A 26133-nucleotide genomic window follows, 5' to 3' on the forward strand; every position below is an offset into this window, starting at 1 on the left:
TTTCTGCTGCGCCGGTTAAGGCGCAATCACCATTTGCGACGGACTGCCGACCGCCACGTAGCTGTCGACAAACGTCAGTTTGCCGCTGTCCGGCGATACCTTGAATGTAGTGATGTTATCGCTTCGTTGATTCATTGCGTAAATATATTTGCCATCCGGGGACAGGGTCAGCGTTCTCGGGTAATCGCCCCGCGTCCAGGTTTCCCCGCTCCAGGTCATTGCGCCTTCGCCGGTCACGGTGATCTGCGCAATGCTGTTGTGCAGGCGGTTGGCCACGTACAGATGTTTGCCGTCTTTGCTCAGCACGATGCCAGCCGCAAAGTTGGTGCCTTTGAAACCGGCGGGCAGCGAGGACAGGCTGTGCAGTTCCGTCAGCGTGCCTTTGGTTGCATCAAAGCGATAACTGGTCAGCGTCGAGGCTTCTTCGTTGATCAGGAAAACCACGTGGCCGTTGGGATGGAAAACAAAATGACGCGGCCCGGCGCCTTCCGAAGAGGCTTTGATGAACGGCGGATCGTTAGCTTCCAGCGCGCCGCTCTCGCCGTTGAGTTTCCACTGATAAATCCGATCCAGCCCAAGATCCGTGGAGAAGGCGAACTTACCGGAAGGATCGGTGGCGATCATATGCGCGTGGGGTCCGTTGTGGTCGCTGATGGCAAAACTGCCCTCCGCGGCGGCGGCCGGTTTGCCCGCGCCCGCCGGACCGGCATCCTGCTGGCTGTTACTGGCTTCGCTCAGTTTTCCGCTGGCCTCCACCGGGAACACCGCGACCACGCCGCTGATGTAGTTCGCCACCAGCAGATGTTCGCCTTTTGGCGTCAGTGACAAGTACACCGGCCCCGCGCCCTGTGAATCCACCTGATTAATCAGCGTCAGGCTGCCGTCTTCTGGCGAAATGCGGTAAGCCGCCACGGATCCGTGTTCACCGCCGTTGTAATTGTCAGTTTCACTGCCGATAAACAGCGTTTTGCCGTCGTGGCTGAGTACCATCTGCGCCTGATTGGGCAACTGGCTGGCGAGGGTTTTATCACTCAGCGCGCCGGTTTTCGGATCGAATGTAAAGCGGTAGACACCTTCCCCGTTCGGGTTGTAGGTGCCGACATAAGCAAAATGCGAAATCGTCGAATTCATTGTTTTTTCTGCTGCATAGAGCGGCATGGCAGACACTGCCAGCATCGCGGAGGTTAAACCTGAAATCAGAAACCAGTTTCTCATACATTTCCTCAGAATTTGGGACTGTCAGACAAGAGAACCCTGCACCCGCGCAGTGAACGGGGGATGCAGGGTGTTTAACCGCGCAGACGGCTTACCGCGCAGGAAAGGTCAGGACCTTCAGCCCAGCAGTTTTTTGACGCTGGCCAGCAGGGTTTTTACATCCTCAGGGCGGGTATGACCCGACGCGCTGTCGATGATGGAACTGTAGATATGCGGGATGATTTTGGTCACGCCCGCCGCCAGCGCGATGTCCATGATCGGCTCGAAGTTTTCTAAATCGATGCCGCCGGTCGGCTCCAGCCAGAAATCCTGTTCCGCACAGGCACGGGCCACCGCCGCGAACTCGTCACGGGTTTTCAGGCCGCCCATCGGGAAATATTTCACCGAGCTGCCGCCCATGTCTTTGAGCAGCGCAATGGCGGTTTCCACCGGCACGATGGCGTCAGCAGAGGCTGAACTCAGCGGTCCGGTATTGATCTTCACGAAGCCGACTTTACCGGTCGGTGAAATCAGGCCGTTGACCACGCTGTCGTTTTGCCCGAGCATTCCGCGGCTGGTCCCGACGCCGGTGAAAACCTGATTCACATGCTGCGGCTGAACCTGCGCAGAAATCTGGCTGACCATCAGCGACTGACGCGGATCGCCCGCGCCCAAGCCCACGGACAAAGCGTTTTCAATCAGTGCGGCGTACTCTTTCATGTCCGCCACCGCGCTCGCGACATCCGGATAATTTTTGGACAGCACGCCCACCAGCACATGACCTTCTGCCGCTTCATAAATCTCGCGGGCATTGTCTTTTGAACCGGCAAGCACGTTCAGACATACGCGGTCACGGTAGAAATTCGGGGTCAGCTTCATGCTTTTTCTCCGCTGAAAAGTTGTTTAAAACGCTCTGCGACGATGGCGAGCTGCGGCGGCGTCACGCTGCGCACATCGACTTCGATCTTGCCTTCGTTGGCGCGATAGCCACGGAAATAAATGGCGATATCGCCGTTCTTCATGGCGTCCGCAATGGCTTTGGTTTTCCAGCCGAGTACCGCTTCATCAAAGGTGATTTCCGTACGGGCGATATCACGCCCGGCGCTGTCCCAGACCACACGCCCCGAGACGCCGTTGATGTCATTCAGGCTGGCGATAAATGGCGTCATTTTGTCGACCATTTCCTGCCCGGTGGTTTTCGGCAGTGTGATATAGCTTTCAATCGCCTGCGTCAGGCCGAGAATGCCCTCTTTGCCGACTTTCATCGCACGGCCAATGCCGCCCGATTGCAGTTTTACCCATTCGACATACTGTTTTTTGCCGAGCACCAGACCGCTGGTCGGCCCTTCGATGGCTTTTGCGCCGCTGTAGATCACCAGATCTGCGCCCATCTCGTAATAGCAGGTCAGGTCTTCTTCAGCGGCAGCATCGACGATCAGCGGCACATTATGCGCACGCGCCACTTCGGCGGCTTCCGCAACCGACAGAATGCTTTTCTGCACCGAGTGGTGCGATTTGATGTACATGATGGCGGCGGTGCGCGGCGTGATGCAGGCAGCAAGCTGCGCGGCAGAGCATTCGTTGGCATAACCGGCTTCAACAATTTTACCGCCGCCCAGGGTGATCATCGTGCCCACCGGCGCGCCGAAATTCACGTTATGGCCCTTTGGCAGCACGATGTCGTGAGGGATTTCCAGCGGCGCGGCGTGCAGGTTTTCCAGCAGCCAGGCGTTATCTTTGACGATCACCGCCGCCACGGACTGCGCGATCCCGGCAGAAGCACAGGAAACCACCACGGCGTTTTCGACGTTCAGCAGTTTCGCGATGTATGCGCCGGTTTTGTTCACCAGATCTTTCATCTCAAAATAATGATTCAGACCGGTATTCACGACCGCGGCGACTTCCTCGCGCGGCGTGGAAACCCCCAGCGCCGTCATGCGGCCTGAGGCATTAATGACTTGTTTTAACTGGTACTTTTCATACAGAGAGTGTTCAGAAGACATGAGCAGATTTCCCTTCTTCGGTTAACAGGGTGACGCCCGCGACCACAGCGGCCAGAGGCACCAGCAAACTTTCGCCCTTCACGGACTGTCCTTCGGAATCGACAAACACCTGCGGCGCAAAACGCTGCTCGAACAGGGTCAGGTCGGCGTCAGCACCGATTTCCAGACGGCCTTTGGCCGGCAGGCGCAGCGCGTCAGCGGCATGAGAGGTCACGCAATCAATCACCTGCGGCAACGTCATGCCGACGCTAAAGAATTTCGACATCACCGTCGCCAGGCTATGCACCGGCCCGTTCATACGGTTGCGACAGTAAATATCGGAGCTGATGGTGTGCGGCAAAATGCCCTGCTTAATTGCCAGCTCCGCCACCTCAAAACTGAAACTCGCGGTGCCGTGACCGACATCCAGCAACACGCCGCGGCTCAGCGCACGTTTAATCGAATCGCGCAGCACGCCTTCCGGCGAGAGAATGCGGTTCGGCTTGCCGTTGTAGCAGTGGGTGATGATGTCGCCGGACGTCAGTAAATCCGCGATTTCATCGAGGTTCGGCGGGTTATTGCCGATATGCACCATCAGCGGCAGGTCATCGTTTTCCTGCTGAATTTCTTTGGCGCGCACCAGCGGTTTGATGCCGTTCTGTCCGACCACGCTGCTGCTCATACGCGCTTTGATCCCGATGATAAAATCGGGATTTCGCGCGATGGCGTCACGCACGCCGACTTTGTCGATCTGCGTCATATCCGCCAGTTCGTTCTGCGTCACGATGCCGGTGCGGGCGATATTCACAAACGCGTAGACGTTGGTTTTCGCCGCACGGGTAATCTGATAGAAATCGTCGACATCGTTGGCGCCGGTGCTGCCGGCATCTGCGACGGTGGTGACGCCACAGGCCACGCCAATCAGGTCGGCGTCGTCATGATAAATCGGCGATTTTGGGTAACAGTGAACGTGGGAATCGATCCAGCCAGCGCTGGCGTAAATCTTGCCCTGAAGATCGAGCGTCTGGCGGGCGGTGGCATCGGCTGCCAGCGTGCCAATGGCGGCGAATTTGCCGTCCTGAATTGCAATATCTGTCAGGCTGCCGTCTGCGCGTAATGCCTGGCGGATGATTAAGTCATACATACGACGTTCTCCATAATGCCGGGCGTCAGGAGTGTTCCCGACGCCCGCTTTACTGCTGATTTGCTTCTATGCTGCCGTTCTTACAATGAAACCGGGAAGATTGCGCCCAGGATCATGGCACCGAGGATCGCGCCACCGGTGATTGGCTTCTGCCACAGATAGAAACCCAGTGCGCCGAGCAATGATCCCAGACCGATTGGAATCGAGGCCGCCATGGCTGACAGGATAATCAACGGCCCGAGGAAGCGGCCGGAAGCATTACCCGCGCCCATCATCACGTCAGCGCCGTAGGTCGAATTGCTCTGATTGATGGTGAATTTACGCGCCAGAATGATGATGTAACCGACGGCTAAACCGAGGATCAGACCGGTCACCAGCGAAGCCGCGAAGTTCGCCACCGGGAAGACAAACCCGGCACCCAGCAGCATCGCCGGAACGCCCAGGCCGATACCGGTCTGGATGGCGCCGCCGATATCAAGAATACCGACCAGTGACCCTTCAATGATGCGGGCAAACAGGAAGCTGGCACCGAAGGCCGCCACTGCGCCGTACACGCCGGTGTCCATACCGGAACGCAACATCGATACAAACGCCACTTCGTTAAACGCGCCGATGCCGTACAGGTAATACATGTGTGTCCCGGCGAAAACGCCCGAGGACAGCAGTCCGACAAAAATCGGGAACGACCACTCGGCGTACCAGAAACCACGTTTGGCTTGTTCTTCCATTGTCATGCTCCCTTACTTACCGCTGAGTGAGTTGTGAATGCCGTTCAGCCATGTCGGGACGTCCAGCATGAATGACTGCAACAGTTTGACGTCGAAACCACGGAAGAAACCGCTGAGGACGAACAGCGCGATAATCGCCGCCATCATCACTTTGGTGACGTGGTTCCAGCCGCTTTCTTCAACGCCTTTACCGATGAGGATACCCAGCACCAGACCCGGTACGGCGTTACCCATGATCATCTGCGCCAGACCGCCAAAAATGGTGGCCCAGAAACCGGAACGACGCCCTGCATCAATCGCCGCCAGCCAGAAAATCACCGGCATGACAGTGTTCACCAGCAGGTTTGCCGCAGGCACCAGCACTTTAATTGCCGTGACCTGCAACGCCGGAGGAACGGCGGACGCGGTGGTGTTGAGGAAGGCCACCACAATCATGCCGATGATGCCGCCGGCAATCGCCATCTTGCGTGGGTCATGCATGGTTTCAGCAACATTGCGGTTTTTGAACATCAGCGCCGCGGTCGCCCAGTGAGGAATGATGCGGTGGTCAACGTCCTGTGTGAAAGAACCTGCCGCAACGGAAGATGCCCAGGCGTTAAAGAAGAAGCCCAGACCAAATGAGAAATGCGAAGCCGGATCGCCTTCGCAGGAGTTTAATTCCCCAAGCGTACGAAAAGCCCCCATCCCTTGCACGGTAGGCGCATGGAACATACGTGCGGCACCCGCACCTACGCCCACGCCAACCAGTCCGCCGATAATAAGCGACTTAAATAAAATAATTAAAAACATCAGTATATCCTTGTCATTTATAGCTAACGTTTTTATTTCGTGACAAAAACTACCTGTTCCGTATTAATAACAGTCAGGTTGACGGTAATGTCTAACGCCACGTAATAACTCTTTCTTTCCCTGGCCAGAAAAAAGAACAGAAACTTTTCTCTTTTAACGGACTCTTCTGCTTTTATTACCTTGACGTCCTGCGGTTCAATGCGCAGCAAGACATTATTCGCCGAAGATTTGAGAACCGTTCTCTGAACCTGACTCAGCGCGGAAGAAAAGGCGGCAGCCTTATTTTCGCCCTTTCCTTCAACCCGAACTGTCGTGGTTAATTGTTGCTTCATTACGCCTGACCATACTTCTTGTTATAAGCTTCAACCAGACGCTGACCCAGCTCTTCTTTATCTATAAATCCGAACCCTAATACTAAACAGCCTTCGTTAATTGCCGTGACACCTTCATCCACTGAGCGCATCCCGTATTTGGCTTTATATCCGTATTTGTTTTGTGCGGTAATCGCACCTGCGCCGCCACTGCCGCAGAAAGAAATACCTAAGCTGGCCCCTTCTGCTTTCATCACGTCGCCGAGTTTCATATCTGCTGCCATGCCTGGGACAACAATGGCTCTTCCGCCAGCCGCTTCCACGCCTGCCGCCACTTTCTGGCCTTTACCTAAACGGTCGCCGATCACAACTAATACTTGTCCCATAATTCACTTCTCCGGATTAATTAATTCGCTTAACGTTCAGTAAAAATATTATTTCGGCTCGTTGTCTCTTGCGACTTCAAAATGCACCGAGAGCAAATAGGCTTCCTCAATCGGTAAATTTCCGAACTCGCTGACGACCTCTTCTGCCATTTGCATGGACTCGGCAGAGATTTCATCAAATAACTCTTTTTCAACGTCAGGTAACGGTTCACCGGTAATTGAGCGTAATACCATAGCTTTCACGTGTGACGTTAACATCTGCAACTGAACATCTGTGGTGTAGATATTCTTCGCACTTTGCATCCTCTGAATATCTTTTAAAACTTGCTCTGTTTTCGCCGCAGCATCTTTCAATTCAATCCGCCCGGTTCCCTTCACAGATGCGCTTGCGTTATTCACTCGCGTTTACCTCTCTCCTTGCCTGACTCACTATTTCAGCCGTTTATTTCTTCTGTCTTTACCCTAACCCCGCACAGATTTCCTGTGTAGAGGGTCTTTTTCCAGTTCGAAGTGGAAATACGGTGCCCTGAGCGGATCCAATTCGCAAAACGAAAAGTTAAGTCGTCATATCACTGAATATTGCAGGGTGTAGCAGCGTATTTCACTGGTAATCGGAATTTTCGCAATGCGGATTAATTCCCTCACAGCGCTTTCATTTCTGCTGAAGAGTGCCTAGTATCAAAGAACACATGCAAATCACCGACACCCCTGCGCTCACCCGCGGGGGTGTTATTTTTTGCCGACCGGCACCCCACTCGCATGAAGCGGGTGATGCAAAAGGAACCATGGAGAATGTTATGAGTAAACCGACACTGATCATCAATGAACTTGACGCAGAACGCCTGGACACACTGCTGGCACAACCTGCGTTTGCCAGCAGCCCGGTCGCCGACGCCCTGAATGAAGAGTTGGATCGCGCTGAGATTTTGCCGCCCGAGCAAATCCCTGCCGACGTGGTCACGATGAACAGTAAGGTGCGCTTTACAGAAGGTAAAGACGGCGAAGAACACATCCGCACGCTGGTGTATCCGGCGGCGCTGAAAGACAGCAACGAACAGTTGTCGGTGATGGCTCCGCTGGGCGCTGCGCTGCTCGGCCTGCGCGTCGGCGGAAGCATCACGTGGGAAATGCCCAATGGCGAGAACAGCCGCATCGAAGTGCTGGAGTTGTTGTTTCAGCCGGAAGCGGCAGGGGAACTGAGAAGTTAAGGTTTTTTTTGCAGAAGCCGCTGCCATCTCGGCCTCAATGAATACTGTGAAAGTTTCGGTTTCTCACGTGCGGTGATCGCTTAACTCGCAGCGCCGAAACCGACCAAGAGAGGGAAGTGCTTTCCCTCTCTTGGATCTCTCCCCGCTTTTTCAACACGCGCTTCGCTCGCTGGCTATGTTTCAGGTGCCGCAGTGATCGCCGCAAAATCCCGCCGCTGCGCGGTGCCCTCCGGTCGGGTTACAACCCGCGCATACAGACGCGCGGTTTTCCACCGCTCCCTTCGGCGTGATTTTTGAAAGCGGCTGCAGCCTCTCAATCAAAAGCAGATCGGTTTTGAATTTGAATTTGAATTTGAATTTAAGATCGTGCGGGCGATTCAGGGATCTTGCTGAGCGAGAGGTTCGAGACCAGAGGCTCGAAACCCGGGAGAAGGCACCGCGTAGCGGCAAGATTTCCAGCCTGTCGCTGTGATACCTGAAGCGGAGCGCGCAGTTTACGACGTGGAGATCCCAAAGAGGGCTCGTCTTAGCCCTCTTTGGTCGGTTTCGGCGCAAGTGGCCGTGTGATCACCGCGATTGAGAAACCGAAATTTTCACCGCTGTAAACCGTTGAGTAGCGGCCATCTGCCTATTTAAACTTCTTGTGATTCTCGTTCCGGGTCGCTTTAAACCCTTCCGCTTCTTTCTTGGCTTCATCCACTTTACCGGCTTTCGCCAGTTCAGATGCCTTATCAATCTGGCCGATCAGCGTATCCATGCCTTTGTGGTAATCCTGCATTTCCGGGCTGTCCGGCGCTTTGCCTTTCAGTTTCGGCGGCGTGGCTTTTTTTGCGTCTTCGGCAGCCGCTTTCATGTTTGCCAGCCCCGTGGTCAGTTCGGCCTGATCGTTGGTTTTCAGCACTTTGCCGTAGTTATCGGCAATCGTGTCCATGTCCGTTTCTAAATCTGCTGCCAGAGCTGCCGTGCTGCTTCCCAGCATGGCTAACACCGCTAACGCCATCAGTTGTTTACGCATGATCTTTCTCTCTATTGTTATTTATTTGTTTAATAAAACGACATTGCTTGTAAGGCTTTATAAAAATAGGCTGAGAGAGAGGAAAACGGGATGAATTTTTTGTAAAGAATTGAGGCAGCGGCCGGGCGACCGCTGCTGTGGGGAGGGTTATTCGCCGGCGATTTTCATTGCCGGTAACAGCACGGAACCACACTGGATATTGCTGCGGGTTTCGATATCGCTGCCGATGGCGACCATATTGCGCCACATGTCTTTCAGATTGCCGGCAATGGTGATTTCGCTCACCGGATATTGAATCTCACCGTTCTCGACCCAGAAACCGGCTGCACCGCGCGAATAGTCACCGGTGACGCCGCTGACGCCCTGGCCCATCAGCTCTGTGACGACCAGACCTTTGTCGAGCTTACGCAACATACCGGCGAAGTCATCACCCTGCCCGGCAATGCGCCAGTTGTGGATGCCGCCTGCGTGGCCGGTGGTTTGCAGGCCAAGCTTGCGGGCGGAATAACAGGTCATCAGCCAGGTTTGCAGTACGCCGTCTTTGACGATATCGCGACGCTGCGTGCGCACACCTTCACTGTCGAACGGCGTGGATGCCAGGCCCTGCAACAGATGCGGATGCTCTTCAATCGTCAGCCACTCTGGCAGGATCTGCTCACCCAGGCTGTCGAGCAGGAAGGACGATTTACGGTAAATGCTGCCGCCGCTGATGGCGCCCACAAGATGGCCGAACAGACCGGTCGCCACTTCGGAGGCGAACAGCACCGGCGCATGCATGGTGGGTAATTTACGCGGTGCCAGACGCGAAAGCGTGCGGCGAGCGCACTCCGCACCGACCCATTCCGGATCTTTCAGGTCACTCATTTTGCGGGCAATGGAATAGGCGTAATCGCGTTCCATGTCGCCTTCGTGTTCAGCAATCACTGACGCGGAAATCGAATGACGTGTCGAGCAGTAACTCTGCAACATGCCATGGCTGTTGCCGAATACGCGGATGCCGTAATGGCTGTTGAAACTGCCGCCTTCGGTATTGGTGATGCGTTTGTCGGCTTTCAGCGCGGCCTGTTCTGCACGGGCTGCCAGTTCGATACTGCGATCGGGATCCAGCTCTTCCGGGTGGAATAAATCCAGATCCGGCGCATCAAACGCCAGCATCTCTTTGTCGGCCACGCCTGCGAACGGATCCGGCGACGTGTAACGGGCGATATCCAGCGCGGCCTGCACGGTGCGGGAAATAGCGTCCGGGCTGAGATCGGTAGAAGACGCGCTGCCTTTACGGTTCTGATAATAAACGGTGATGCCCAATGCGCCGTCGCTGTTGAACTCAACGTTCTCGACTTCACCAAAACGTGTACTGACGCCGATACCGGTGGTTTTACTGACCGCCACTTCTGCAGCATCTGAACCCGCTTTTGCCAGTTCCAGAGCCTGAGATACGGCTTGTTCGAGAGTTTTACGCTGCTGCGCAACTTGATTCACTACGTTCATCGGCATGCCATCGCTTATGAGATAAAAGGGATTGTTCTACACTGAGACAGAGAAACTTATACTTTTGAGTCTAACAGAGACTCGCCATAATTTCGCATTGCGTGCGGCGTTGATCAGACCGAAGTTGCAACAGAATAGCCATCTCTGTGGCATAATGCCGCCGAAGCAATAAAGCACAATCAAACTGACAGGATTACCTCGTTAAGAGGAAGCGCCCATGACAAAGAAAATTGACGACTGGCTCGATGACGTTCCCGAGAATAATGAGAACGATGAAGATGATGAGATCATCTGGGTCAGTAAAAGTGAAATCAAACGTGACGCCGAGGCGCTGAAAGATCTCGGTGCAGAAATGGTGGATCTGGGTAAAAACTCCCTCGATAAACTGCCACTGGACGAAGATCTGCGCGCCGCTATCGATTTAGCGCAGAAGATCAAGAAAGAAGGCCGTCGCCGCCAGCTTCAGCTGATCGGTAAAATGCTGCGCTCGCGCGACGTTGAACCGATTGAAACTGCGCTGGATAAACTGAAAAACCGCCACAACCAGCAGGTTTCGCTGTTCCATAAACTGGAAATGCTGCGTGACCGTCTGGTCGAAGAAGGTGATGATGCGGTGCCAACGGTGCTGGATTTATACCCGACCGCTGACCGTCAGCAACTGCGCGCCCTCATCCGCAATGCGCAAAAAGAGAAAGCGACCAACAAGCCGCCGAAATCTTACCGCCAGATTTTCCAGTATCTGCGCGAACTGGCTGAAGGCCAGGAATAAAAAACAAAAACCCGCTTTGATGGCGGGTTTTTCTTTTCAGACTTTGGCTTTCGCAACCGGTTTATCGACCTGATTCAGCCGCAGCTCACCTTCCAGCTCTTCTTCCGCCTCTTCAAACAGCAAAATCAGTGCACCGAACCGCCGTTTACGGCTGGCATTCAGGTTGATGAAATCCACTTCAACCGGCAGTGCGATCCCGCCCGTTACTTCATCCCATAGTGCATCCAGATTCGCGCCGAAGCTGTCGGTCAGGGAAAACTGACGGACAAACTCGCGATAGAATGCGGGTAAATCCGGGATGTGATTAAAATCGAAGCTCACTTTTTTCATCGACATTACTCCACCCGAACAAAATGTTGATAATGGTCGCGGCTGACATAAATCAGACCGTCGCTGGCAAACAGCAGCCGGTCAGCGCCACGACGTCCGCAGCGATAGTTGATATCCGCCTCACGCCACACCCGTTTGCTGGCTGCCGGTAAACGCCCTTCCCGGTTAGAGAAACGGTCGCCGCCAATGGCTTTGCCCGGCAGCACATCGCATAAATTCCCGGCACGCGCATCCCAGCCGGCTTCGCGGGCTTTTTTCTTGGTGATGTAATTGTCCGGCAGACGCTGGTGTTGACGCACATAGCTGACCACCGTTTTCTCGTCGGTGCCTGACACGATTGTGCCCTGATTGTATGTCGATTTTGCGACAGCCTGCCCGGCCATGCCCGACAGCCCAAGCATCACCGCCGCCACCATCATCAGCGTGCGCGAACGCAGCCCGTTAAATACCTTCATTGACGTCCTTTGTGCTTTGCCGGAAAGCACCGTTTCCGGCCCTTTGTTTGCTACTGATTATTGTTAACTAAAAGCGTCTTTCTGAAAAGACGACTTATAGATTTCCTAAATGTAACGTTTTCACCTGCAAATACTCTTCCAGCCCCAGCACCGATCCTTCACGTCCCAGCCCGGATTCTTTCACGCCGCCAAACGGTGCCGCTTCGTTGGAAATCGCGCATTCATTCACGCCAATCATGCCGCTTTCAATGGCGTCCGCGACGCGGAAAATACGTTGCAGATTCTGGCTGTAGAAGTACGCCGCCAGCCCGAAAGGCGTGTCGTTGGCGCGCTTAATCACTTCTTCTTCCGTTTTGAAACGGAAACAGGCCGCAAGCGGGCCGAAGGTTTCTTCCTGCGCCACTTTCATGTCGTCGTTGGCATCAGCAATCACCGTCGGCTGGAAGAAGTTACCGCCGAGTTTATGACGCCCGCCGCCTTCCATCAGACGCCCGCCCTTCTCCAGCGCATCTTTAACGTGGTCTTCCACTTTCTCCAGCCCTTTGATGTCTATAAGCGGCCCGACGATAACGCCGTCGTCCATGCCGTTGCCGACCTTCAGTTTGCGGACTTCTTCCACCAGACGCGTCACGAAAGCATCGTAAACGCCGTCCTGCACATAGATGCGGTTGATACAAACGCATACCTGCCCGGTGTTTCGGAATTTACAGGTGACGGCCCCTTTCACGGCAGCCTCGAGATCGGCGTCGTCAAACACGATATAAGGCGCGTTACCGCCCAGTTCCATCGACACTTTTTTCATCGTATCGGCGCTGTTGCGCACCAGCGTTTTGCCCACTTCCGTCGAACCGGTAAAGGAGACTTTGCGCACTTTGTCACTGGCCATGATCGCATCGCTGATGGCATGAGTATCACCGGCCACGCCGTTGATCACGCCGTCCGGTACACCGGCGTCTTTCGCCAGTTGCAGCAGGGCGAAGGCCGAGAGCGGCGTGTTATTGGCCGGTTTGATAAGACCGGTACACCCTGCTGCCAGCGCAGGGCCGAGTTTGCGGGTCAGCATTGCCAGCGGGAAATTCCACGGGGTGATCGCCGCCACCACGCCGACCGGTTCGCGGGTTGCCAGAATACGTGAACCGGATTTCGCCGGAGGGATGATTTCGCCGTTGGCGCGCTTGGCTTCCTCACTGAACCACTGCAGATAGCTGGCGGCGTAATCGACTTCGCCCAGCGCCTCTTTCAGCGGCTTACCCTGCTCCGCCACCATCAGCTCGCCGAGAAACTGTTTGTTCTCCAGCATCAGCTGATACCAGCGGTACAAAATTTCAGAACGCGCTTTGGCCGTGGTTTTTCTCCACGCAGGGAAAGCCTCGCTGGCGGCCTTGATCGCTGCTTCGGTTTCCGCTTTTCCGGCTTTCGCCACTTTGGCGACGATCTCTCCCGTCGCCGGATCCCGCACATCAAACGTCGTTTTCGCCTCGTGCCATTTCCCGCCGGTGAAATAGCCGGTCTTAAATAAAGGATGTTTGGACAGTTTTTGGTATTGGGCAGACATGGTAAATCCTCCTGATGTGCGCCGTTTAAAGCAGTGAATAGCAATAAGTATAGCGGCTTAAGAAGAAGCGTCTCTCAGACAGCACTGAGAGACACAGGTCGCAAAGTCGAATGTCACACGTTCACAACGTCATAGCCGGTCAGTAAACTGCGTGATGAATCACCCATTGATTAAGGAAAAAGGGATGTCGACACGCATAAAAATGAACATCGGTGAGCTGTATACGGACATGGGCGAAGGCTTGCCGGAGGAGCGCCGCGCGGGAAAGGAGCGGGTGTACGATTACAATCTCACCCGCCCGTCAGAAGAAGAGACACGCCAGCGGATGCTCAAAGACATCATGGGCAGCCTGGGCGAGAACGGCTGGGTTGAGCCGCCGTTGCGCGTTGCTTACGGCACACACACTCACATCGGTAAAAACTTCTACGCCAACTTCAATCTGACCCTGGTGGATGACGCCACCGTGACCATCGGCGATAACGTGATGTTCGCGCCGAACGTGACGCTCGCCACCGCCGGGCACCCGATCGACCCGGACATCCGCATCACCGGGCAACAGTTCTCGAAGCCGATCGTTATTGAAGACAACGTCTGGCTGGGCGCGGGGGTGATAGTGAATCCGGGTGTGACGATTGGCCGTAACAGCGTGATTGGGGCGGGCAGCGTGGTCACGAAATCCATTCCTGCCAACGTGGTCGCGGCGGGCGTGCCTTGTCGCGTGATGCGTGCCATCAGCCCGCAAGATCGCCACGCCTTTGTGACCGCAGAACGTGATTAATAAAAAAGGCCGGTGCGTTACCGCATCGGCCCTGTGGTTTTTACGCCGGTAACTATCGGCTTATGCCAGGAATGAATGCTGATAGCGGTGCAGCATGTCAGTCAGGCGACGAACCGGTTCGGTGACTTTAAGCGGCGCATCGTACTCGACCAGTTTTTCCTGATACTCGCCCAGCTCTTTCAGCAGACGCTGATAATAGTACGTCCGTTTCCCTTCACCCGATGACGACACCACGTGGTCTGCCGTATTACGGATTTTCTTATGGAATGCCGACAGTTCATCGTTCACTGGCACTTCCGCCATCTTCATCCGCTGATGCGCGATAATCAGCATCAGCGCCAGACGGTATTTACCGATGTCATTCGGGAACATCACCAGCAGCTGGTTGAGCTGATGATAGAGCGCCGGAAGATGGTTTTCGCGGCGGCGATAAGCCTTGGTGGTCAGTGCCGACACCGCGCTGCTCATGAAGCGGTTGAGCAAGGTACGGCCCGTTTTTTCGCGCGATTTATCGCGAATAATCAGCAACACCACCATCGCAATCACCGTCCCAATGGCCTGCCCCATCGCGCTATCCAGAAACGCAGTAACGTTAAATTTCATGGGGTTACTGAGCACCAGAATATTGATGGTGCCCGCCAGCAACCCGAGCATACCGAGGCGGCGCTTGGTCACTTCGATACCGATGAAGAAGGTGAAAATCCCCAGCATCAGACACAGCAGGAACAAACTTTGCTGCGTGGCGGGCATGATCAGCATAAACATCATCGAACCCACCGGAATAGCCAGCAGCATACCGACGATGAAGTCCATCGCCATCCCTTTTGGGTTAGGAGTACGCATCGCCAGCGAGGTCACGACGGCGATGATAATCACGCAGCCGCTGGCCGAGGTCCAGCCGGTCCACAGCCACATCAGGCAGCCGATAGCGGTGGCAGTGAACGTTCGCAGACCGTTGATCATCGCATGATGGCGCTCTGCCGACACAGGGCGCACCACCACTTCGCCATCGAGCACGCCGCTTTCAATGGTGCTGATACTGCTGTTGGTCTGGATGCCTTTCATCAGCAACAGCGCGCGGGTGCCTGCACCGGTCCAGGCGCTCAGGGTCATCAGGACGTTATCGCTGTGCGAGCCGGTGATGGCCTGCCGTAATTGTTTCATCCGGCGGTGAACATCTGCCACCGTCTCCGCCGGTTCATCGAACATCATTTTCAGTTCCGGCGATAACCGTTCCGGCGTGCCTTGCAGGATCAGATAGGTTTCGCAGGCCTGAGTGATCATGCTCAGCGACGTGCTGTGCAGCGCTTTCAGACGCCGGTTGCAGCGCTGCCAGCGTGACGACTCCATCATCAGGCTGCTGCGCATACCGTTCAGCGCCGTGGTGCTCTTCACCAGATTATTCCACGATTTATCAATGTCTTCTTTCGACGCGTTGTTCACGCAAATCCGCATCAGCGCGAACTGATCGAGCATCAGCTGGCTGACGGCGCGGTCGATATCTTTTTTGATAGAACGGGGAGAAAACAGTAAGTCAGCGACGATAGCGCAACAAATCCCAAGGACGATTTCACTGCACCGCTCCACCGCAAACTGCGGCGTTTGCAACGGCGCCGATGCGGAAGTCACGACGATAATCAGTGCGGTATAACCCGCAAGCCCCAGCGCATAAGAGTTCTCGATGCGCACCAGCGATGACCACCAGGTGCAGACACCCGCCCAGATACAGCACAACAACAGCATCACTACCGGCGCGCGCGCCGTGGCAATCACAATCACCAGCGCCGCGATACAGCCGATAAAGGTGCCGATCACCCGCAGAAAACCACGGTGGCGGATTGCCCCGGCGAACGGCTCACCGCCGGCGGCCAGCGCCGGGCCGGAGGTCACGATGGCGGCGGTCATGGCCGACCAGCGCGGGGTTTCGAGTTGCAGATAGAACCCGAGCACCAGCGCGCCGAGGATCGCGAACGTCAGCTTAAATGCAAAACGCACGCGTGGGATAAGTACACTATTCATTTTCCGGCCTTAGCCAAACTCTCTCAGGCGATGTAACAGACGGCGGAACGGAGAACCTTCATTCTGCTGACGGTCGTGGCTGCCGGTGATCACAACGGTCGCCGTTGTCCCGGCCGGGTACGGATGTTGCTGGTCGGCATCATCAAGCACGATTTTCACCGGCACGCGCTGCGCCAGACGCACCCATTCGAGATTACTGTCGATGGTCGCCAGACCGTTAGTCGCCGCAGAAGAAGAGCTGTTGGTGACCGCTGCTGCCACGCTGTCGACCCTGCCGTGCATGATGCGGTTGCTGCCGAGCGGCGTAATTTCCACGCGATCGCCCTTGCTCAGGCCGGACAGTTTGGTTTCTTCCAGATAAGCCAGAATGTAGAAGGAGTTTTTCTTCACTAACGCCACGGCCGTAGAACCACGGTTAATGTAGTTCCCCGGATGCACGGTAAGGTTAGTCACCCAGCCATCTGCCGGAGCCACCACCACGGTGCGCTGTAAATCGAGCACCGCCAGATCACGTGCTGCCTGAGCCTTCGCCAGCTGATGCTGGGCGGTTTGCAGAACGTTATTCGCCTGATCTATCTCTTCCTGCGACATCGCCTGCACGCCCAGTTTCACGCGGCGTCCGGCTTCGCGTCTTTTCTCGGCGGCCAGTGCCTGATAATAAGCCACGTCAGCGCTCGCTTCGTCCAGCGCCTGCTGATAACGCGGCTGGTCGATTTTGAACAGGATTTGCCCCTTCTTCACCAGCTGGTTGTCCGTGATCGGGACATCGGTAATCAGGCCGGTCACGTCGGGCGCGATAGAGACGACGTCGGCGGTAAATTTGGCATCACGGGTCCACGGTGATTCCGTGTAGAACGCCCAGGCTTTGAAAATAGCGATGACAGCCAGAACGACAAGGATCAGCGTAATTGCATAACGTATTATTTTTATAGAGAAATTTTTCACAACGCCCTCAGACGAACATGCAGGAGATCAGGTAGAAAAGACAGCAATACAATGCTGTGTTGAACAACGCCGGGTGCCAGACAAAGTCGTAGATCCCAGTGGGCTGCAAGACGCGTCGCAGCAGGAAAAACACGACCAGCGCCAGCAGTATTTCAAAAAACACCGGGGGAAACGACAATCCGAAAATCACCATTACCGGAAGCAAACTCATCAAAAATTCCTTACATTATGACGACGGGCAGTATGACCAGAAAAAGGTGTGGTGAGTCCCGCGCACACATTATTCATTATTTTAGGCAACAGCTCACAAACCCGGAGATAAATCTTCACGGGAAGTGACGACGAAAACTGTGGGGTTGCCAGGGAAGTGTGCGAAGGTAAGCCGTCAGGAAAATGCGACCTGAGGGTTATCGCCCGGGAGAGTATATTAGCCTGCTTATTATCAAGTGATCAACGTTATGTGATCTAAATCACTTTTAAGCCAGAGTTAACAATGGACCGATTAAAACGTATGTCAATTTTCGCCCAGGTGGTTGAAAGCGGCTCATTTACCGCGGCGGCACGACGTCTCGACATGAGCGTTTCCGCCATCAGCCAGACGATTTCAAAACTTGAAAATGACTTACAAATCAAATTGCTAAACCGAAGCACACGCAGCATTGGTCTGACTGAAGCCGGAAAGATTTACTATCAGGGCTGCCGGAAAATGCTGCAAGACGTGCGCGAAGTGCATGAGCAATTATACGCCTTCAACAACACACCCACCGGCACGTTGCGCATCGGCAGCTCATCGACAATGGCACAAAATGTTCTTGCTGCCATGACTGCCGAGATGCTCAGTGAATATCCCGGCCTGACCGTGAATCTGGTCACCGGCATTCCGGCGCCGGATCTGATCGCCGACGGCTTAGACCTGGTGATCCGCGTCGGGGCGTTGCAGGATTCCAGCCTGTTCTCCACAAAACTCGGCTCGATGCCCATGGTCGTGTGTGCCGCGCGCAGCTATCTGGCCCAGCACGGTACGCCGGAAAAACCGGCGGATATGGTGAATTTCTCATGGCTGGAATACAGCGTGCGCCCCGACAGTGAGTTTGAACTGATCGCGCCCGAGGGCATTACCACCCGGATCAATCCGCAGGGGCGTTTCGTCACCAATGATTCGCAAACGATGATCCGCTGGCTGAAAGCCGGGGTGGGTATCGCTTATGTGCCGCTGATGTGGATCATCGAAGAAATCAATGCCGGGGAAGTGGAGATCTTGTTCCGCAGCTACCAGTCAGATCCTCGCCCGGTTTACGCGCTGTATACCGAAAAAGACAAACTGCCGCTGAAAGTGCAGGTATGCATTAACTATCTGACGGATTACTTTAAACAGGTCAGTAAGGTGTATCAGGGCTACAGGCAGGGGAAAAAGGGAACGACGTGGGGGTAAACCTCCCCTGATCAGGGGAGGCTAAAACAAAACTTAAGCGGTACCGCCCACTGTCAGATTATCCAGTTTCAGGGTTGGCTGACCGACCCCGACCGGCAGGCTCTGGCCTTCTTTGCCGCACACACCGACGCCTTTATCGAGCGCCAGATCGTTACCTACCATGGAAATCTGCTGCATCGCTTCGATACCCGACCCGATCAGCGTCGCGCCTTTCACCGGTTTAGTGATGCGACCGTTTTCAATCAGATACGCTTCGGATGTTGAGAACACGAACTTGCCGGACGTGATATCCACCTGACCGCCGCCGAAGTTCGGCGCATACAGGCCGTATTCGACGCTGCTGATAATCTCTTCCGGCGTAGATTTTCCCGCCAGCATGTAGGTGTTGGTCATGCGTGGCATCGGCAGGTGCGCATACGACTCACGACGGCCATTACCGGTCGGCGCTACGCCCATCAGGCGCGCATTCAGTTTGTCCTGCATGTAACCTTTCAGCACGCCGTTTTCGATCAACACGTTGTACTGGCCCGGCACGCCTTCATCGTCAATCGCCAGTGAACCGCGCAGGCCGTGCATAGTACCGTCATCGACGACGGTACACAGTTCGGACGCCACCAGTTTCCCCATCTGACCGCTAAAGACGGACGTTCCGCGACGGTTGAAATCACCTTCCAGGCCGTGTCCGACCGCTTCGTGCAACAGCACGCCCGGCCAGCCTGCGCCCAGAACCACCGGCATCCCACCCGCAGGGGCGGCGACGGCGGTCAGATTGAGCAATGCCATACGCACTGCGTCGCGCGCGAACGCTTCGGCGCGCACTTCACCGTTAACTGTTTCGAGGAAATAATCATAACCGACGCGCGCACCGCCGCCGCTGGAGCCGCGTTCACGGCGGCCATCCTGCTCGACCAGCACGCTTACGGACAGGCGAACCAGCGGACGGATATCTGCCGCCAGCGTACCGTCAGTGGCGGCCACCAGCACCGTTTCATACACACCGGTAATGCTGGCGCTGACTTCCTGCACACGTTTATCCGCAGCGCGGGCGATTTTGTCCACGCGATGTAAAAGCTCAATTTTCGCTTCACGCGGCAGGCTTTGCAGCGGATCCAGCGCGGAGTACAGGGGCGGGTAGGCCACTTCGCCCAGCGTGCGCGTTTTGCCATTGCCCTGTTCGCGGACAATGCTGCGCGCGGCGGTGGCGCTTTGATTTAAGGCATTGAGGGTGATCTGGTCGGCATAAGCGAAACCGGTCTTCTCGCCGCTGATGGCACGCACGCCCACGCCCTGATCGATATTGTAAGAACCGTCTTTGATGATGCTGTCTTCGATTACCCAGGCTTCATGGAAGCTGGACTGGAAAAAGAGATCGGCGTAATCGAGGCGACGTTCTGACAACTGGCCCAAAACGGAAAACAGATCCTGATGACTCAGATTATTGGCAGTTAGTAACTGCTCACTGACTAAGGCCAGACTCATAGATGTTCACTCTCTTTTAGACGAAAATCCGGCGGACTGAAGCGTAATGCGTCGCTCAGTGCGCCGGACAATCCATTGTTACAAGGTTATTAACAGCCTAACACAGCCCGGACAAGGTTGCCTGCCGCCATCCTGAATGGGATTACTGCGCGGCAGCAGCCTTCGGCGCGGTGACGGGTTTACGCAGAATTTCATTGATACGCGGCTCCGCGATGGTGCCGGTGATCTGATAGCGGATCAGCGAAATCTTATTCCACAGCGGTGCCAGCACTTTACTGGCTGCAAACACGGCCACGCCGACCACAGGGTTTATCACAAACGCCGTTGCCACGCCGACGGTGGCTGAAATTTCCGGCGCGATGACCGCTTCCAAATCCAGTTTCTGACTCACAAAGTTGACCTTACCGGTGATGGCGATATCCGCCGCCAGCCCGTCAACCAGCAGATCATCGGTATGCAGCGTGCCGTCTTTTATCCAGGCGGTCGATTTGATCGAGTCAAAATAGAAGCCCTGACCGAAGGTGTCGCTGAAATCGAGGCGCAACTTACGCAGCAACGCATCGAAGCTAACCAGACGCAGTAACTGCCCGGCGCGACCACCGCCAACGTCGGCGATTTCACCTTTACCGAGCTCGTTTTTCAGCGTGCCGTTGAGCGTGCTGACATCCGGTTTCCAGGGGACAGATTTCCAGTGCAGATCAAAATTCACATCAAAAGGCGCGCCTTTCAGCGGTGTGGTGACACCGAAGAATGACATCGCCTGATCGATATTTTTACCACTCAGTTTACCTTTCAGGCCGGTATTCTCGCCCTGATCGTTCTGCTTCCAGTCGCCCTGTACGTCCAGTCGTGCAACACCGGTGTCGATCAGGCCGTTGCGCAGCATTAACTGATCGCCCTGCGGGGTCACATCGGCGTTCACCTTGCGGAAATTCTGGCCGAGGAACCAGCAGGCTTCGCAGCGCAGTTGCACCGCAGGCCAGCTGGCGAAGGAAATTTTGTCATTGCCCGCTGGATTCGACGCCGCTTTACCGCTTTCCGACACGTCTGCCACCGTCCATTGCGGATTGAAATACAGGTAGCGCAGGTTTGCCAGCCACGGGCCGGTGTCATTCATGTTCAGCGTGCCGTCGATCTCTTTGCCTTTGGCGGCAATCGCCAGCCCCTGATGCCCCTGCGTTGATCGCAGCGTCAGGTCATTCCACACCTGTCCGCCCAGCGTCAGCGCCGGCGTGGTGAGGATAATTTCATGTGGGAAGCTGAAGCCGGCCATTTTACTGCTGCCGCTGCCCTGCGTCGCTTTCTCCGGCGACAAGAGTCCGAGCCAGCTTTCGCCGTCCAGCGCCGGAAGGTTAAGCGTCAGGCTGCTGTCTTGCGGCAACGCCGGTGTTTTTTTGGTGTTCGCCTGCCAGGAGGCGCGGTCCAGTTTGAGCTGTTTACCCAGCAGCCAGCGGCTGTTGAAATGATCTTTCCCGGCCAGCACGCCTTCAAGATTGAAGCTGTGCAAATCGCCTTTCACCTTCACCAGCAGCGGCAACGAATGGCCAGCTTTCTTAGCGAGAGGATCCGGTAAGTGACTGCTTACATCTTTCAGATCGGCATTCACATCAACGGTATAATTCGGCGTGCCTTTGTGCGGCAGGGCAATATTGACGTCAGCCTTCCACGGCGTACCGCCGGAAATTTTGCTGGCGGCCACCGCAGGCAACCCTGGCAACTTCGACAACTGCCAGTTCGCATCCAGACCCACCTGAATCTTAAAGTCGTCTGCCAGCTCCTGCGTACTGAACATCACGTTGATCGGTTGCCCGAACCAGTTGCCGGTCATTCTGTTGCTTTGCAGATTTCCATTGTCATAACTGAACTCCCCGCTGAGGTGGCTGATGGTGCTTTCCAGCGGTTTGATCAGCAGGCTGTTATCTTTGAGCGTCACGCCACCGGTAGCACGAACCAGTTCGCCGTCGAGCGGAATATCCAGATGTAAGCGACCATTCACTTCGCCGCTGATTTGCAGCTCCTGCAAAGCGCTGCCCAGGGAGTCGTGCAGCGGCGTGTTCATGAAATAATCACCGATATCTTTGCCGGAACCGCGCAGATCAGAATCGACAAACAGTTTTTCTTTCAGGTAATCCGGGATATTGGCGACGACGTTGTTGCCATCTACGTTGCCCAATTTTGTGTGCGCGGCTTTCATGAACAAACCGTCGTTCAGAAAATCGAGATCGATATCCAGATCGGTCAGCGCGGGCCATTCAGGCTGGAACTGGAAGGTGGAGTGGCGCAACGGCACCCACACCTGGAACTGCCCTTCGTTATTTTTGAACGGGAAGTGATGCGGATTACCGTTGAAGGTCAGCGTGGCGTTATCCACCTGCCCGGCCTGGATCGCGCCGGTGAGATAATCCACCAGATGTTTGCCCATCAGCTTTTCGGGGAAGTAACGCCACGCCTGACCGGCGTCGTACAGGCGAATACCGGCCAGAATATTCAGCCACGGCTCGCCGTTCGCAGGCTGGTTGTAGTGGAAGTCGCCCTTCGCCCACAGCGCGTCTGCTTTGACATCCACGTCTTTACCGGACAATGCCCAGCCGTCTTTATCGTTGGTCCAGTTGAATGAGCCGGTTGCGGCACTGACGTTCAGCGGCGCGCGGAACATCTCACCGTAAGGCAACTGGCTGTCTTGTAATTTGACGTTCAGCTGGCCGCCGGCGACGCTGCCTTTCAGGCTGCCATTGAAATGATTGATGCCCGGCAATAATTCCCAACGCTGCCAGCTGACATCGTGCCAGTTAGCAATAAAGCGGGTGTGCTCGGGTTGTTTGAGAGGAATATCCAGCGCCAGGCTGTCGACCTTGCCCGACGGTTTCAGATCCTGCCAGCGTTCGAGCAGAGCAGGCGTCAGGAATGAGAAGGTCGGTATCACCGGACCAAGGCGTTCCAGTTGCAAATGGGTACCCCGGATACGCAACTCTTCGCCCTGCGAGGGCCCCAGGAATTCGTTGTTTTCCGGCAGGTACAACGCGTCCAGAGTGCCTTTTGGCCAGGCCACGCCGTCCGTTTTGATGTTCAGTTGCTTCGTACCAAGCTGCCAGCCATTCCCCTGACGATTGCCGTGCAGCGTCAGGTTATTTACGTCCAGACGATGTTCGTCATCGCCGGTTTTCCAGGTTGCAGAACCGGTTTTCAGCAGCGCATCACCGGCATACACATCGCCGTTACGCACGGTAAGCCAGGCCGCCAGACTGAAATTGGCACTCTCAAGGCCGGTGTTGCTGCGCAGCCAGCGGCTGAACCACGGCTTCATATCGATATCATCAGCTTGCAGGTAAATCTTGCCGTTGTTGAGCAACCCGTTGGAATCATTGAGATCCATACGCACCTGCACCACACCATGCTGACCGTTGAAACTCGACAGACTCAGCTGGCCTTCCGCGCGGTGGCGGTTATGGGTGTTGAGCCAGGTCAGCTGCGGGATGTCGAATTCGGCGCGCGGGCCGGACGGTGTCAGGAAGGAAATACGGCTGTCGCGCAAATCGAAGTGATCGACCTGCTTAAGGAAAATATCGCTGATGCGGTTTGGCTTGAGGCCATTGCCCTGATTGTTGTCTCCGCCCAGCGTGCTGTTCAGATCCAACTGCATGTTGTAGAAAGTGAGATCGCGGAACTGCCAGCGCAGATGCAGCATCGACTGCCAGACATCCAGCGCCAGGGTGATGCGCTGAACCTTCAGGGTGGAATCCGGCAACGTCACCTGCAGGCCCCGGACCTCCATGATCGGGCCAAAGGTTTTCCAGCTGGCACTGATCTGTGACAGTTCGATCGGCACGCCCGTCGCAGATTCGACTTTCGCGACCAGCTGGTTCTGGAAACGGCTCAACTGAGGCAACGCCAGACGTAAGCCACTGATCACCAAAGCCACTATCACGACAAGGGTTGCGCTGGTGGTTAATAAAATACCGGGCAGTCGCCTCAAACTTCTCTCCTTGTTTTCCATTCCATGCGGGTTCGCTCCCGTACAGACGGCAATGGAAACCTGTAACTTCTTGATGCGTCTGGCACGTTGGCTCAGATCACATCATCACGACGTCGAACTGCTCCTGACTGTAGAGCGGCTCCACCTGCACTTTGACCTGTTTGCCAACGAAAATTTCGACTTCAGCCAGTGCATGGGATTCCTCGCCCTTCAGCGCTTCGCCCACTGCCGCAGAGGCGTAGACCAGGAAGCGGTCAGAATCATACGCATGATGCACGCGCACGATTTCACGCAATATTTCATAGCAAACCGTTTCGACGGTTTTCACCGTGCCGCGCGCATGACAGGTCGGGCAATCGCTGCAAAGAACATGCTCGACGCTTTCGCGGGTGCGTTTGCGGGTCATTTCCACCAGTCCCAGTGCGGAGAAGCCGTGAATACCGGTTTTCACACGGTCTTTCGACAACGCCTGCTCAAGGCTGTGCAACACGCGACGACGGTGATCCTCATTCGACATATCAATAAAGTCGATGATGATAATGCCGCCCAGATTACGTAACCGCAGCTGACGGGCAATCGCCTGTGTCGCTTCGGTATTGGTGTTGAAAATGGTGTCTTCCAGATTGCGATGGCCAACAAACGCGCCGGTGTTGATATCCACCGTCGTCATGGCTTCAGTCTGATCGATAATCAGGTAGCCGCCAGACTTAAGTTCCACCTTGCGCTCGAGGGCGCGCTGGATCTCATTTTCCACATCGAACAGATCGAAAATAGGCTGCTTGCCGTTGTAATGTTCCAGCTTGCTGGTCATTTCCGGCATGTATTCGCTGGTGAATTCGACCAGCAATTCATAGGTCAGGCGGGAATCGACACGAATACGATCCAGCGCTTCACCGGCAAAATCACGCAGGACACGGTGCGCCAGCGCCAGTTCGCCATACAGCTTGTATTTGGTTTTGTTGCGACGTTTGCGCTCCATCACCTTCGTCCACAGGCGCTTGAGATAAGCCGCATCCTGCTTAAGTTCTTCTTCGCCCACGCCTTCGGCCGCCGTACGGATAATGTAGCCGCCGTGCTCGTCACAATATTCAGAGACGATGCGCTTGAGACGATCGCGTTCCGCTTCGCTTTCTATACGTTGTGAGACGCCAACGTGCGATGCTCCGGGCATAAACACCAGATAACGTGAAGGCAACGTGATGTCGGTAGTCAGACGCGCGCCTTTGGTGCCGAGGGGATCTTTCACCACCTGCACCATCAGATCCTGGCCCTGATGCACCAGCTCTGCGATGTCACGCACATTGAAATTTTTCTGCTCATCACGGGCAACGCATTCGGTATGCGGCATGATGTCTGAAGCGTGTAAAAACGCTGCTTTTTCAAGGCCGATATCAACAAAAGCCGCCTGCATTCCAGGCAAAACGCGGCTGATACGTCCTTTATAAATATTGCCGGCAATCCCGCGCTTGGTTTCGCGCTCAATATGGATTTCCTGCAGAATGCCACCGTCGATGTAAGCCACGCGTGTCTCGGACGGGGTGACATTGACCAGTAATTCAGCTGTCATGTTTTCTCCTAAGCTCGCGTAAGGCAGCAAATTCATTGAGCAGTTCCTGAGTTTCCACCAGAGGAAGCCCCACGACTGCATAGTAACTGCCGCGAATTTCACGGACGAAACAACCGCCCTTTCCCTGAATACCGTAAGCGCCCGCTTTATCCATGGGCTCACCGCTCAGAATATAGTGTGCAATGTCATCGGCGGATAGTGAACGGAAGGTGACATCGGTCACAACCAACGTACTGAGGCAATCACGCCGGTCAGCAAAAGCGACGGCGGTCATCACCTGATGTTGTCTGCCAGACAATGCAGTAAGCATAACAGCGGCTTGCGATTCGTCGCGCGGCTTTTCCAACACTTTACCGTCGAGAACCACAATAGTGTCGGCGCCCAGAACAGGAAGATCCTCATCTGCAACCGCCACACCGGCCCGCGCTTTATCTTTCGCCAGACGCAAAACGTAAGCGTCGGGTGCCTCATCCTGCTGGCGTTCTTCCGCTACGTCGGTGATCAGACGCTCAAAGGGCAGATCCAGTAAGGCCAGCAATTCACGACGGCGTGGCGAACCGGAAGCGAGATAAAGTGCGGTCATAAC

The 26133-nt window shown here is 55.3% G+C and carries 25 protein-coding genes; 4 read left to right on the plus strand and 21 right to left on the minus strand.

All coding sequences use genetic code 11. From position 1 onward, the window contains the following. Nucleotides 1-15: 15 nt before the first annotated feature. The 9 genes from ED901_RS01855 to ED901_RS01895 form a co-directional block, all read right to left on the minus strand. Nucleotides 16-1215, minus strand: coding sequence for a lactonase family protein (locus ED901_RS01855; RefSeq protein ID WP_122094456.1), 1200 nt, complete (start codon nt 1213-1215; stop codon nt 16-18). A 117-nt stretch (nt 1216-1332) separates the two neighbouring features. After that, the gene (locus tag ED901_RS01860) at nt 1333-2073 is read right to left on the minus strand and encodes a KDGP aldolase family protein (protein ID WP_122094458.1); all 741 of its coding nucleotides are present in this window, start codon (nt 2071-2073) and stop codon (nt 1333-1335) included. Further along, nucleotides 2070-3197, minus strand: a complete 1128-nt coding sequence (locus ED901_RS01865; RefSeq protein WP_122094460.1) for a DgaE family pyridoxal phosphate-dependent ammonia lyase — start codon at nt 3195-3197, stop codon at nt 2070-2072. The genes ED901_RS01860 and ED901_RS01865 overlap by 4 nt, the downstream gene beginning before the upstream one ends. Next, on the minus strand, nt 3187-4320 hold the full coding sequence (locus ED901_RS01870) for an amidohydrolase/deacetylase family metallohydrolase (RefSeq protein ID WP_122094462.1): 1134 nt from the start codon (nt 4318-4320) through the stop codon (nt 3187-3189). Before ED901_RS01870 ends, ED901_RS01865 begins: the two co-directional genes overlap by 11 nt. An 80-nt stretch (nt 4321-4400) precedes the next feature. After that, a complete protein-coding gene (locus ED901_RS01875; RefSeq protein WP_056776229.1) occupies nt 4401-5048 on the minus strand; it encodes a DUF4310 family protein in 648 nt (215 codons plus the stop codon). A gap of 12 nt (nt 5049-5060) precedes the next feature. Beyond that, the gene (locus tag ED901_RS01880; protein ID WP_056776226.1) at nt 5061-5837 is read right to left on the minus strand and encodes a DUF4311 domain-containing protein; all 777 of its coding nucleotides are present in this window, start codon (nt 5835-5837) and stop codon (nt 5061-5063) included. A 32-nt stretch (nt 5838-5869) separates the two neighbouring features. Next, nucleotides 5870-6169 carry a DUF4312 family protein gene (locus tag ED901_RS01885; RefSeq protein ID WP_047605601.1) on the minus strand — a complete coding sequence of 100 codons (300 nt, stop codon included), beginning with the start codon at nt 6167-6169 and terminating at the stop codon, nt 5870-5872. After that, nucleotides 6169-6534, minus strand: a complete 366-nt coding sequence (locus tag ED901_RS01890) for an SFCGS family glycine-rich protein (protein ID WP_122094464.1) — start codon at nt 6532-6534, stop codon at nt 6169-6171. Before ED901_RS01890 ends, ED901_RS01885 begins: the two co-directional genes overlap by 1 nt. Nucleotides 6535-6582: 48 nt before the next feature. After that, nucleotides 6583-6933 carry a PRD domain-containing protein gene (locus tag ED901_RS01895; protein ID WP_122094466.1) on the minus strand — a complete coding sequence of 117 codons (351 nt, stop codon included), beginning with the start codon at nt 6931-6933 and terminating at the stop codon, nt 6583-6585. 398 nt (nt 6934-7331) lie between these two features. On the opposite strand from ED901_RS01895, the gene rnk reads away from it, so the two are divergent. Then, nucleotides 7332-7742: a nucleoside diphosphate kinase regulator gene (gene rnk / locus ED901_RS01900; RefSeq protein WP_056776220.1), complete on the plus strand. Its 411-nt coding sequence runs from the start codon at nt 7332-7334 to the stop codon at nt 7740-7742. A gap of 628 nt (nt 7743-8370) precedes the next feature. On the opposite strand, the gene cybC is transcribed toward rnk, so the two are convergent. Then, the gene (gene cybC / locus ED901_RS01905; RefSeq protein ID WP_056776218.1) at nt 8371-8757 is read right to left on the minus strand and encodes a cytochrome b562; all 387 of its coding nucleotides are present in this window, start codon (nt 8755-8757) and stop codon (nt 8371-8373) included. 147 nt (nt 8758-8904) lie between these two features. Next, nucleotides 8905-10245 (minus strand): metalloprotease PmbA, encoded by a 1341-nt coding sequence (pmbA, locus tag ED901_RS01910; protein WP_122094468.1) that lies wholly within the window; start codon nt 10243-10245, stop codon nt 8905-8907. 217 nt (nt 10246-10462) lie between these two features. On the opposite strand from pmbA, the gene yjgA reads away from it, so the two are divergent. Next, nucleotides 10463-11014 carry a ribosome biogenesis factor YjgA gene (gene yjgA, locus ED901_RS01915; RefSeq protein WP_056776213.1) on the plus strand — a complete coding sequence of 184 codons (552 nt, stop codon included), beginning with the start codon at nt 10463-10465 and terminating at the stop codon, nt 11012-11014. 36 nt (nt 11015-11050) lie between these two features. Here the strand turns inward: yjgA and ED901_RS01920 are convergent, their stop codons facing one another. From ED901_RS01920 to ED901_RS01930, 3 genes are all read right to left on the minus strand, one after another. Continuing rightward, the gene (locus tag ED901_RS01920; protein ID WP_056776209.1) at nt 11051-11344 is read right to left on the minus strand and encodes a barstar family protein; all 294 of its coding nucleotides are present in this window, start codon (nt 11342-11344) and stop codon (nt 11051-11053) included. 5 nt (nt 11345-11349) lie between these two features. Continuing rightward, entirely contained in the window at nt 11350-11799 is a 450-nt protein-coding gene (locus ED901_RS01925) for a ribonuclease domain-containing protein (protein ID WP_122094470.1), read from the minus strand. 94 nt (nt 11800-11893) lie between these two features. Then, nucleotides 11894-13354, minus strand: coding sequence for an NAD-dependent succinate-semialdehyde dehydrogenase (locus ED901_RS01930; RefSeq protein ID WP_056776205.1), 1461 nt, complete (start codon nt 13352-13354; stop codon nt 11894-11896). A 184-nt stretch (nt 13355-13538) separates the two neighbouring features. Between ED901_RS01930 and ED901_RS01935 the strand changes: the two genes are divergently transcribed. After that, nucleotides 13539-14132 (plus strand): sugar O-acetyltransferase, encoded by a 594-nt coding sequence (locus ED901_RS01935; protein WP_122094472.1) that lies wholly within the window; start codon nt 13539-13541, stop codon nt 14130-14132. 60 nt (nt 14133-14192) lie between these two features. On the opposite strand, the gene aaeB is transcribed toward ED901_RS01935, so the two are convergent. Genes aaeB through aaeX form a run of 3 tightly spaced genes read right to left on the minus strand, consistent with a single transcriptional unit; the run spans nt 14193 to nt 17307 of the window. Next, complete coding sequence (gene aaeB / locus ED901_RS01940; protein ID WP_122094474.1) at nt 14193-16151, minus strand: p-hydroxybenzoic acid efflux pump subunit AaeB; 1959 nt, start codon at nt 16149-16151, stop codon at nt 14193-14195. 9 nt (nt 16152-16160) lie between these two features. Next, on the minus strand, nt 16161-17096 hold the full coding sequence (gene aaeA / locus ED901_RS01945) for a p-hydroxybenzoic acid efflux pump subunit AaeA (protein WP_122094476.1): 936 nt from the start codon (nt 17094-17096) through the stop codon (nt 16161-16163). 7 nt (nt 17097-17103) lie between these two features. Next, a complete protein-coding gene (aaeX, locus tag ED901_RS01950; RefSeq protein WP_015698919.1) occupies nt 17104-17307 on the minus strand; it encodes a p-hydroxybenzoic acid efflux pump operon protein AaeX in 204 nt (67 codons plus the stop codon). A 282-nt stretch (nt 17308-17589) separates the two neighbouring features. Between aaeX and aaeR the strand changes: the two genes are divergently transcribed. Further along, complete coding sequence (aaeR, locus tag ED901_RS01955) at nt 17590-18528, plus strand: HTH-type transcriptional activator AaeR (protein WP_056776195.1); 939 nt, start codon at nt 17590-17592, stop codon at nt 18526-18528. A 33-nt stretch (nt 18529-18561) separates the two neighbouring features. Here aaeR and tldD read toward each other — a convergent pair whose 3' ends face one another. The 4 genes from tldD to ED901_RS01975 all read right to left on the minus strand — a co-directional run bounded on the left by tldD (nt 18562) and on the right by ED901_RS01975 (nt 26130). Next, nucleotides 18562-20007: a metalloprotease TldD gene (gene tldD / locus ED901_RS01960; RefSeq protein ID WP_056776193.1), complete on the minus strand. Its 1446-nt coding sequence runs from the start codon at nt 20005-20007 to the stop codon at nt 18562-18564. 142 nt (nt 20008-20149) lie between these two features. After that, nucleotides 20150-23980 carry an AsmA2 domain-containing protein YhdP gene (yhdP, locus tag ED901_RS01965; protein WP_122094478.1) on the minus strand — a complete coding sequence of 1277 codons (3831 nt, stop codon included), beginning with the start codon at nt 23978-23980 and terminating at the stop codon, nt 20150-20152. A 97-nt stretch (nt 23981-24077) separates the two neighbouring features. Next, a complete protein-coding gene (rng, locus tag ED901_RS01970) occupies nt 24078-25547 on the minus strand; it encodes a ribonuclease G (RefSeq protein ID WP_056776189.1) in 1470 nt (489 codons plus the stop codon). Continuing rightward, complete coding sequence (locus ED901_RS01975; RefSeq protein WP_122094480.1) at nt 25537-26130, minus strand: nucleoside triphosphate pyrophosphatase; 594 nt, start codon at nt 26128-26130, stop codon at nt 25537-25539. Before ED901_RS01975 ends, rng begins: the two co-directional genes overlap by 11 nt. Nucleotides 26131-26133: the final 3 nt, after the last annotated feature.

Source organism: Rahnella sp. Larv3_ips (assembly GCF_003697865.1).
Classification (GTDB): Bacteria; Pseudomonadota; Gammaproteobacteria; order Enterobacterales; family Enterobacteriaceae; genus Rahnella; species Rahnella rivi.

Excerpts from the sequence above, each read along its gene's own strand:
- ED901_RS01925 (WP_122094470.1), bottom strand. The coding sequence starts at position 11,799 with ATGAAGGTATTTAACGGGCTGCGTTCGCGCACGCTGATGATGGTGGCG.
- ED901_RS01880 (WP_056776226.1), bottom strand. The coding sequence starts at position 5,837 with ATGTTTTTAATTATTTTATTTAAGTCGCTTATTATCGGCGGACTGGTT.
- aaeR (WP_056776195.1), top strand. The coding sequence starts at position 17,590 with ATGGACCGATTAAAACGTATGTCAATTTTCGCCCAGGTGGTTGAAAGC.
- aaeX (WP_015698919.1), bottom strand. The coding sequence starts at position 17,307 with ATGAGTTTGCTTCCGGTAATGGTGATTTTCGGATTGTCGTTTCCCCCG.
- ED901_RS01975 (WP_122094480.1), bottom strand. The coding sequence starts at position 26,130 with ATGACCGCACTTTATCTCGCTTCCGGTTCGCCACGCCGTCGTGAATTG.
- ED901_RS01865 (WP_122094460.1), bottom strand. The coding sequence starts at position 3,197 with ATGTCTTCTGAACACTCTCTGTATGAAAAGTACCAGTTAAAACAAGTC.
- rnk (WP_056776220.1), top strand. The coding sequence starts at position 7,332 with ATGAGTAAACCGACACTGATCATCAATGAACTTGACGCAGAACGCCTG.
- ED901_RS01870 (WP_122094462.1), bottom strand. The coding sequence starts at position 4,320 with ATGTATGACTTAATCATCCGCCAGGCATTACGCGCAGACGGCAGCCTG.
- ED901_RS01930 (WP_056776205.1), bottom strand. The coding sequence starts at position 13,354 with ATGTCTGCCCAATACCAAAAACTGTCCAAACATCCTTTATTTAAGACC.
- pmbA (WP_122094468.1), bottom strand. The coding sequence starts at position 10,245 with ATGAACGTAGTGAATCAAGTTGCGCAGCAGCGTAAAACTCTCGAACAA.
- ED901_RS01935 (WP_122094472.1), top strand. The coding sequence starts at position 13,539 with ATGTCGACACGCATAAAAATGAACATCGGTGAGCTGTATACGGACATG.
- yjgA (WP_056776213.1), top strand. The coding sequence starts at position 10,463 with ATGACAAAGAAAATTGACGACTGGCTCGATGACGTTCCCGAGAATAAT.
- ED901_RS01875 (WP_056776229.1), bottom strand. The coding sequence starts at position 5,048 with ATGGAAGAACAAGCCAAACGTGGTTTCTGGTACGCCGAGTGGTCGTTC.
- ED901_RS01855 (WP_122094456.1), bottom strand. The coding sequence starts at position 1,215 with ATGAGAAACTGGTTTCTGATTTCAGGTTTAACCTCCGCGATGCTGGCA.
- ED901_RS01890 (WP_122094464.1), bottom strand. The coding sequence starts at position 6,534 with ATGGGACAAGTATTAGTTGTGATCGGCGACCGTTTAGGTAAAGGCCAG.
- tldD (WP_056776193.1), bottom strand. The coding sequence starts at position 20,007 with ATGAGTCTGGCCTTAGTCAGTGAGCAGTTACTAACTGCCAATAATCTG.
- ED901_RS01885 (WP_047605601.1), bottom strand. The coding sequence starts at position 6,169 with ATGAAGCAACAATTAACCACGACAGTTCGGGTTGAAGGAAAGGGCGAA.
- aaeB (WP_122094474.1), bottom strand. The coding sequence starts at position 16,151 with ATGAATAGTGTACTTATCCCACGCGTGCGTTTTGCATTTAAGCTGACG.
- cybC (WP_056776218.1), bottom strand. The coding sequence starts at position 8,757 with ATGCGTAAACAACTGATGGCGTTAGCGGTGTTAGCCATGCTGGGAAGC.
- ED901_RS01860 (WP_122094458.1), bottom strand. The coding sequence starts at position 2,073 with ATGAAGCTGACCCCGAATTTCTACCGTGACCGCGTATGTCTGAACGTG.
- rng (WP_056776189.1), bottom strand. The coding sequence starts at position 25,547 with ATGACAGCTGAATTACTGGTCAATGTCACCCCGTCCGAGACACGCGTG.
- ED901_RS01920 (WP_056776209.1), bottom strand. The coding sequence starts at position 11,344 with ATGAAAAAAGTGAGCTTCGATTTTAATCACATCCCGGATTTACCCGCA.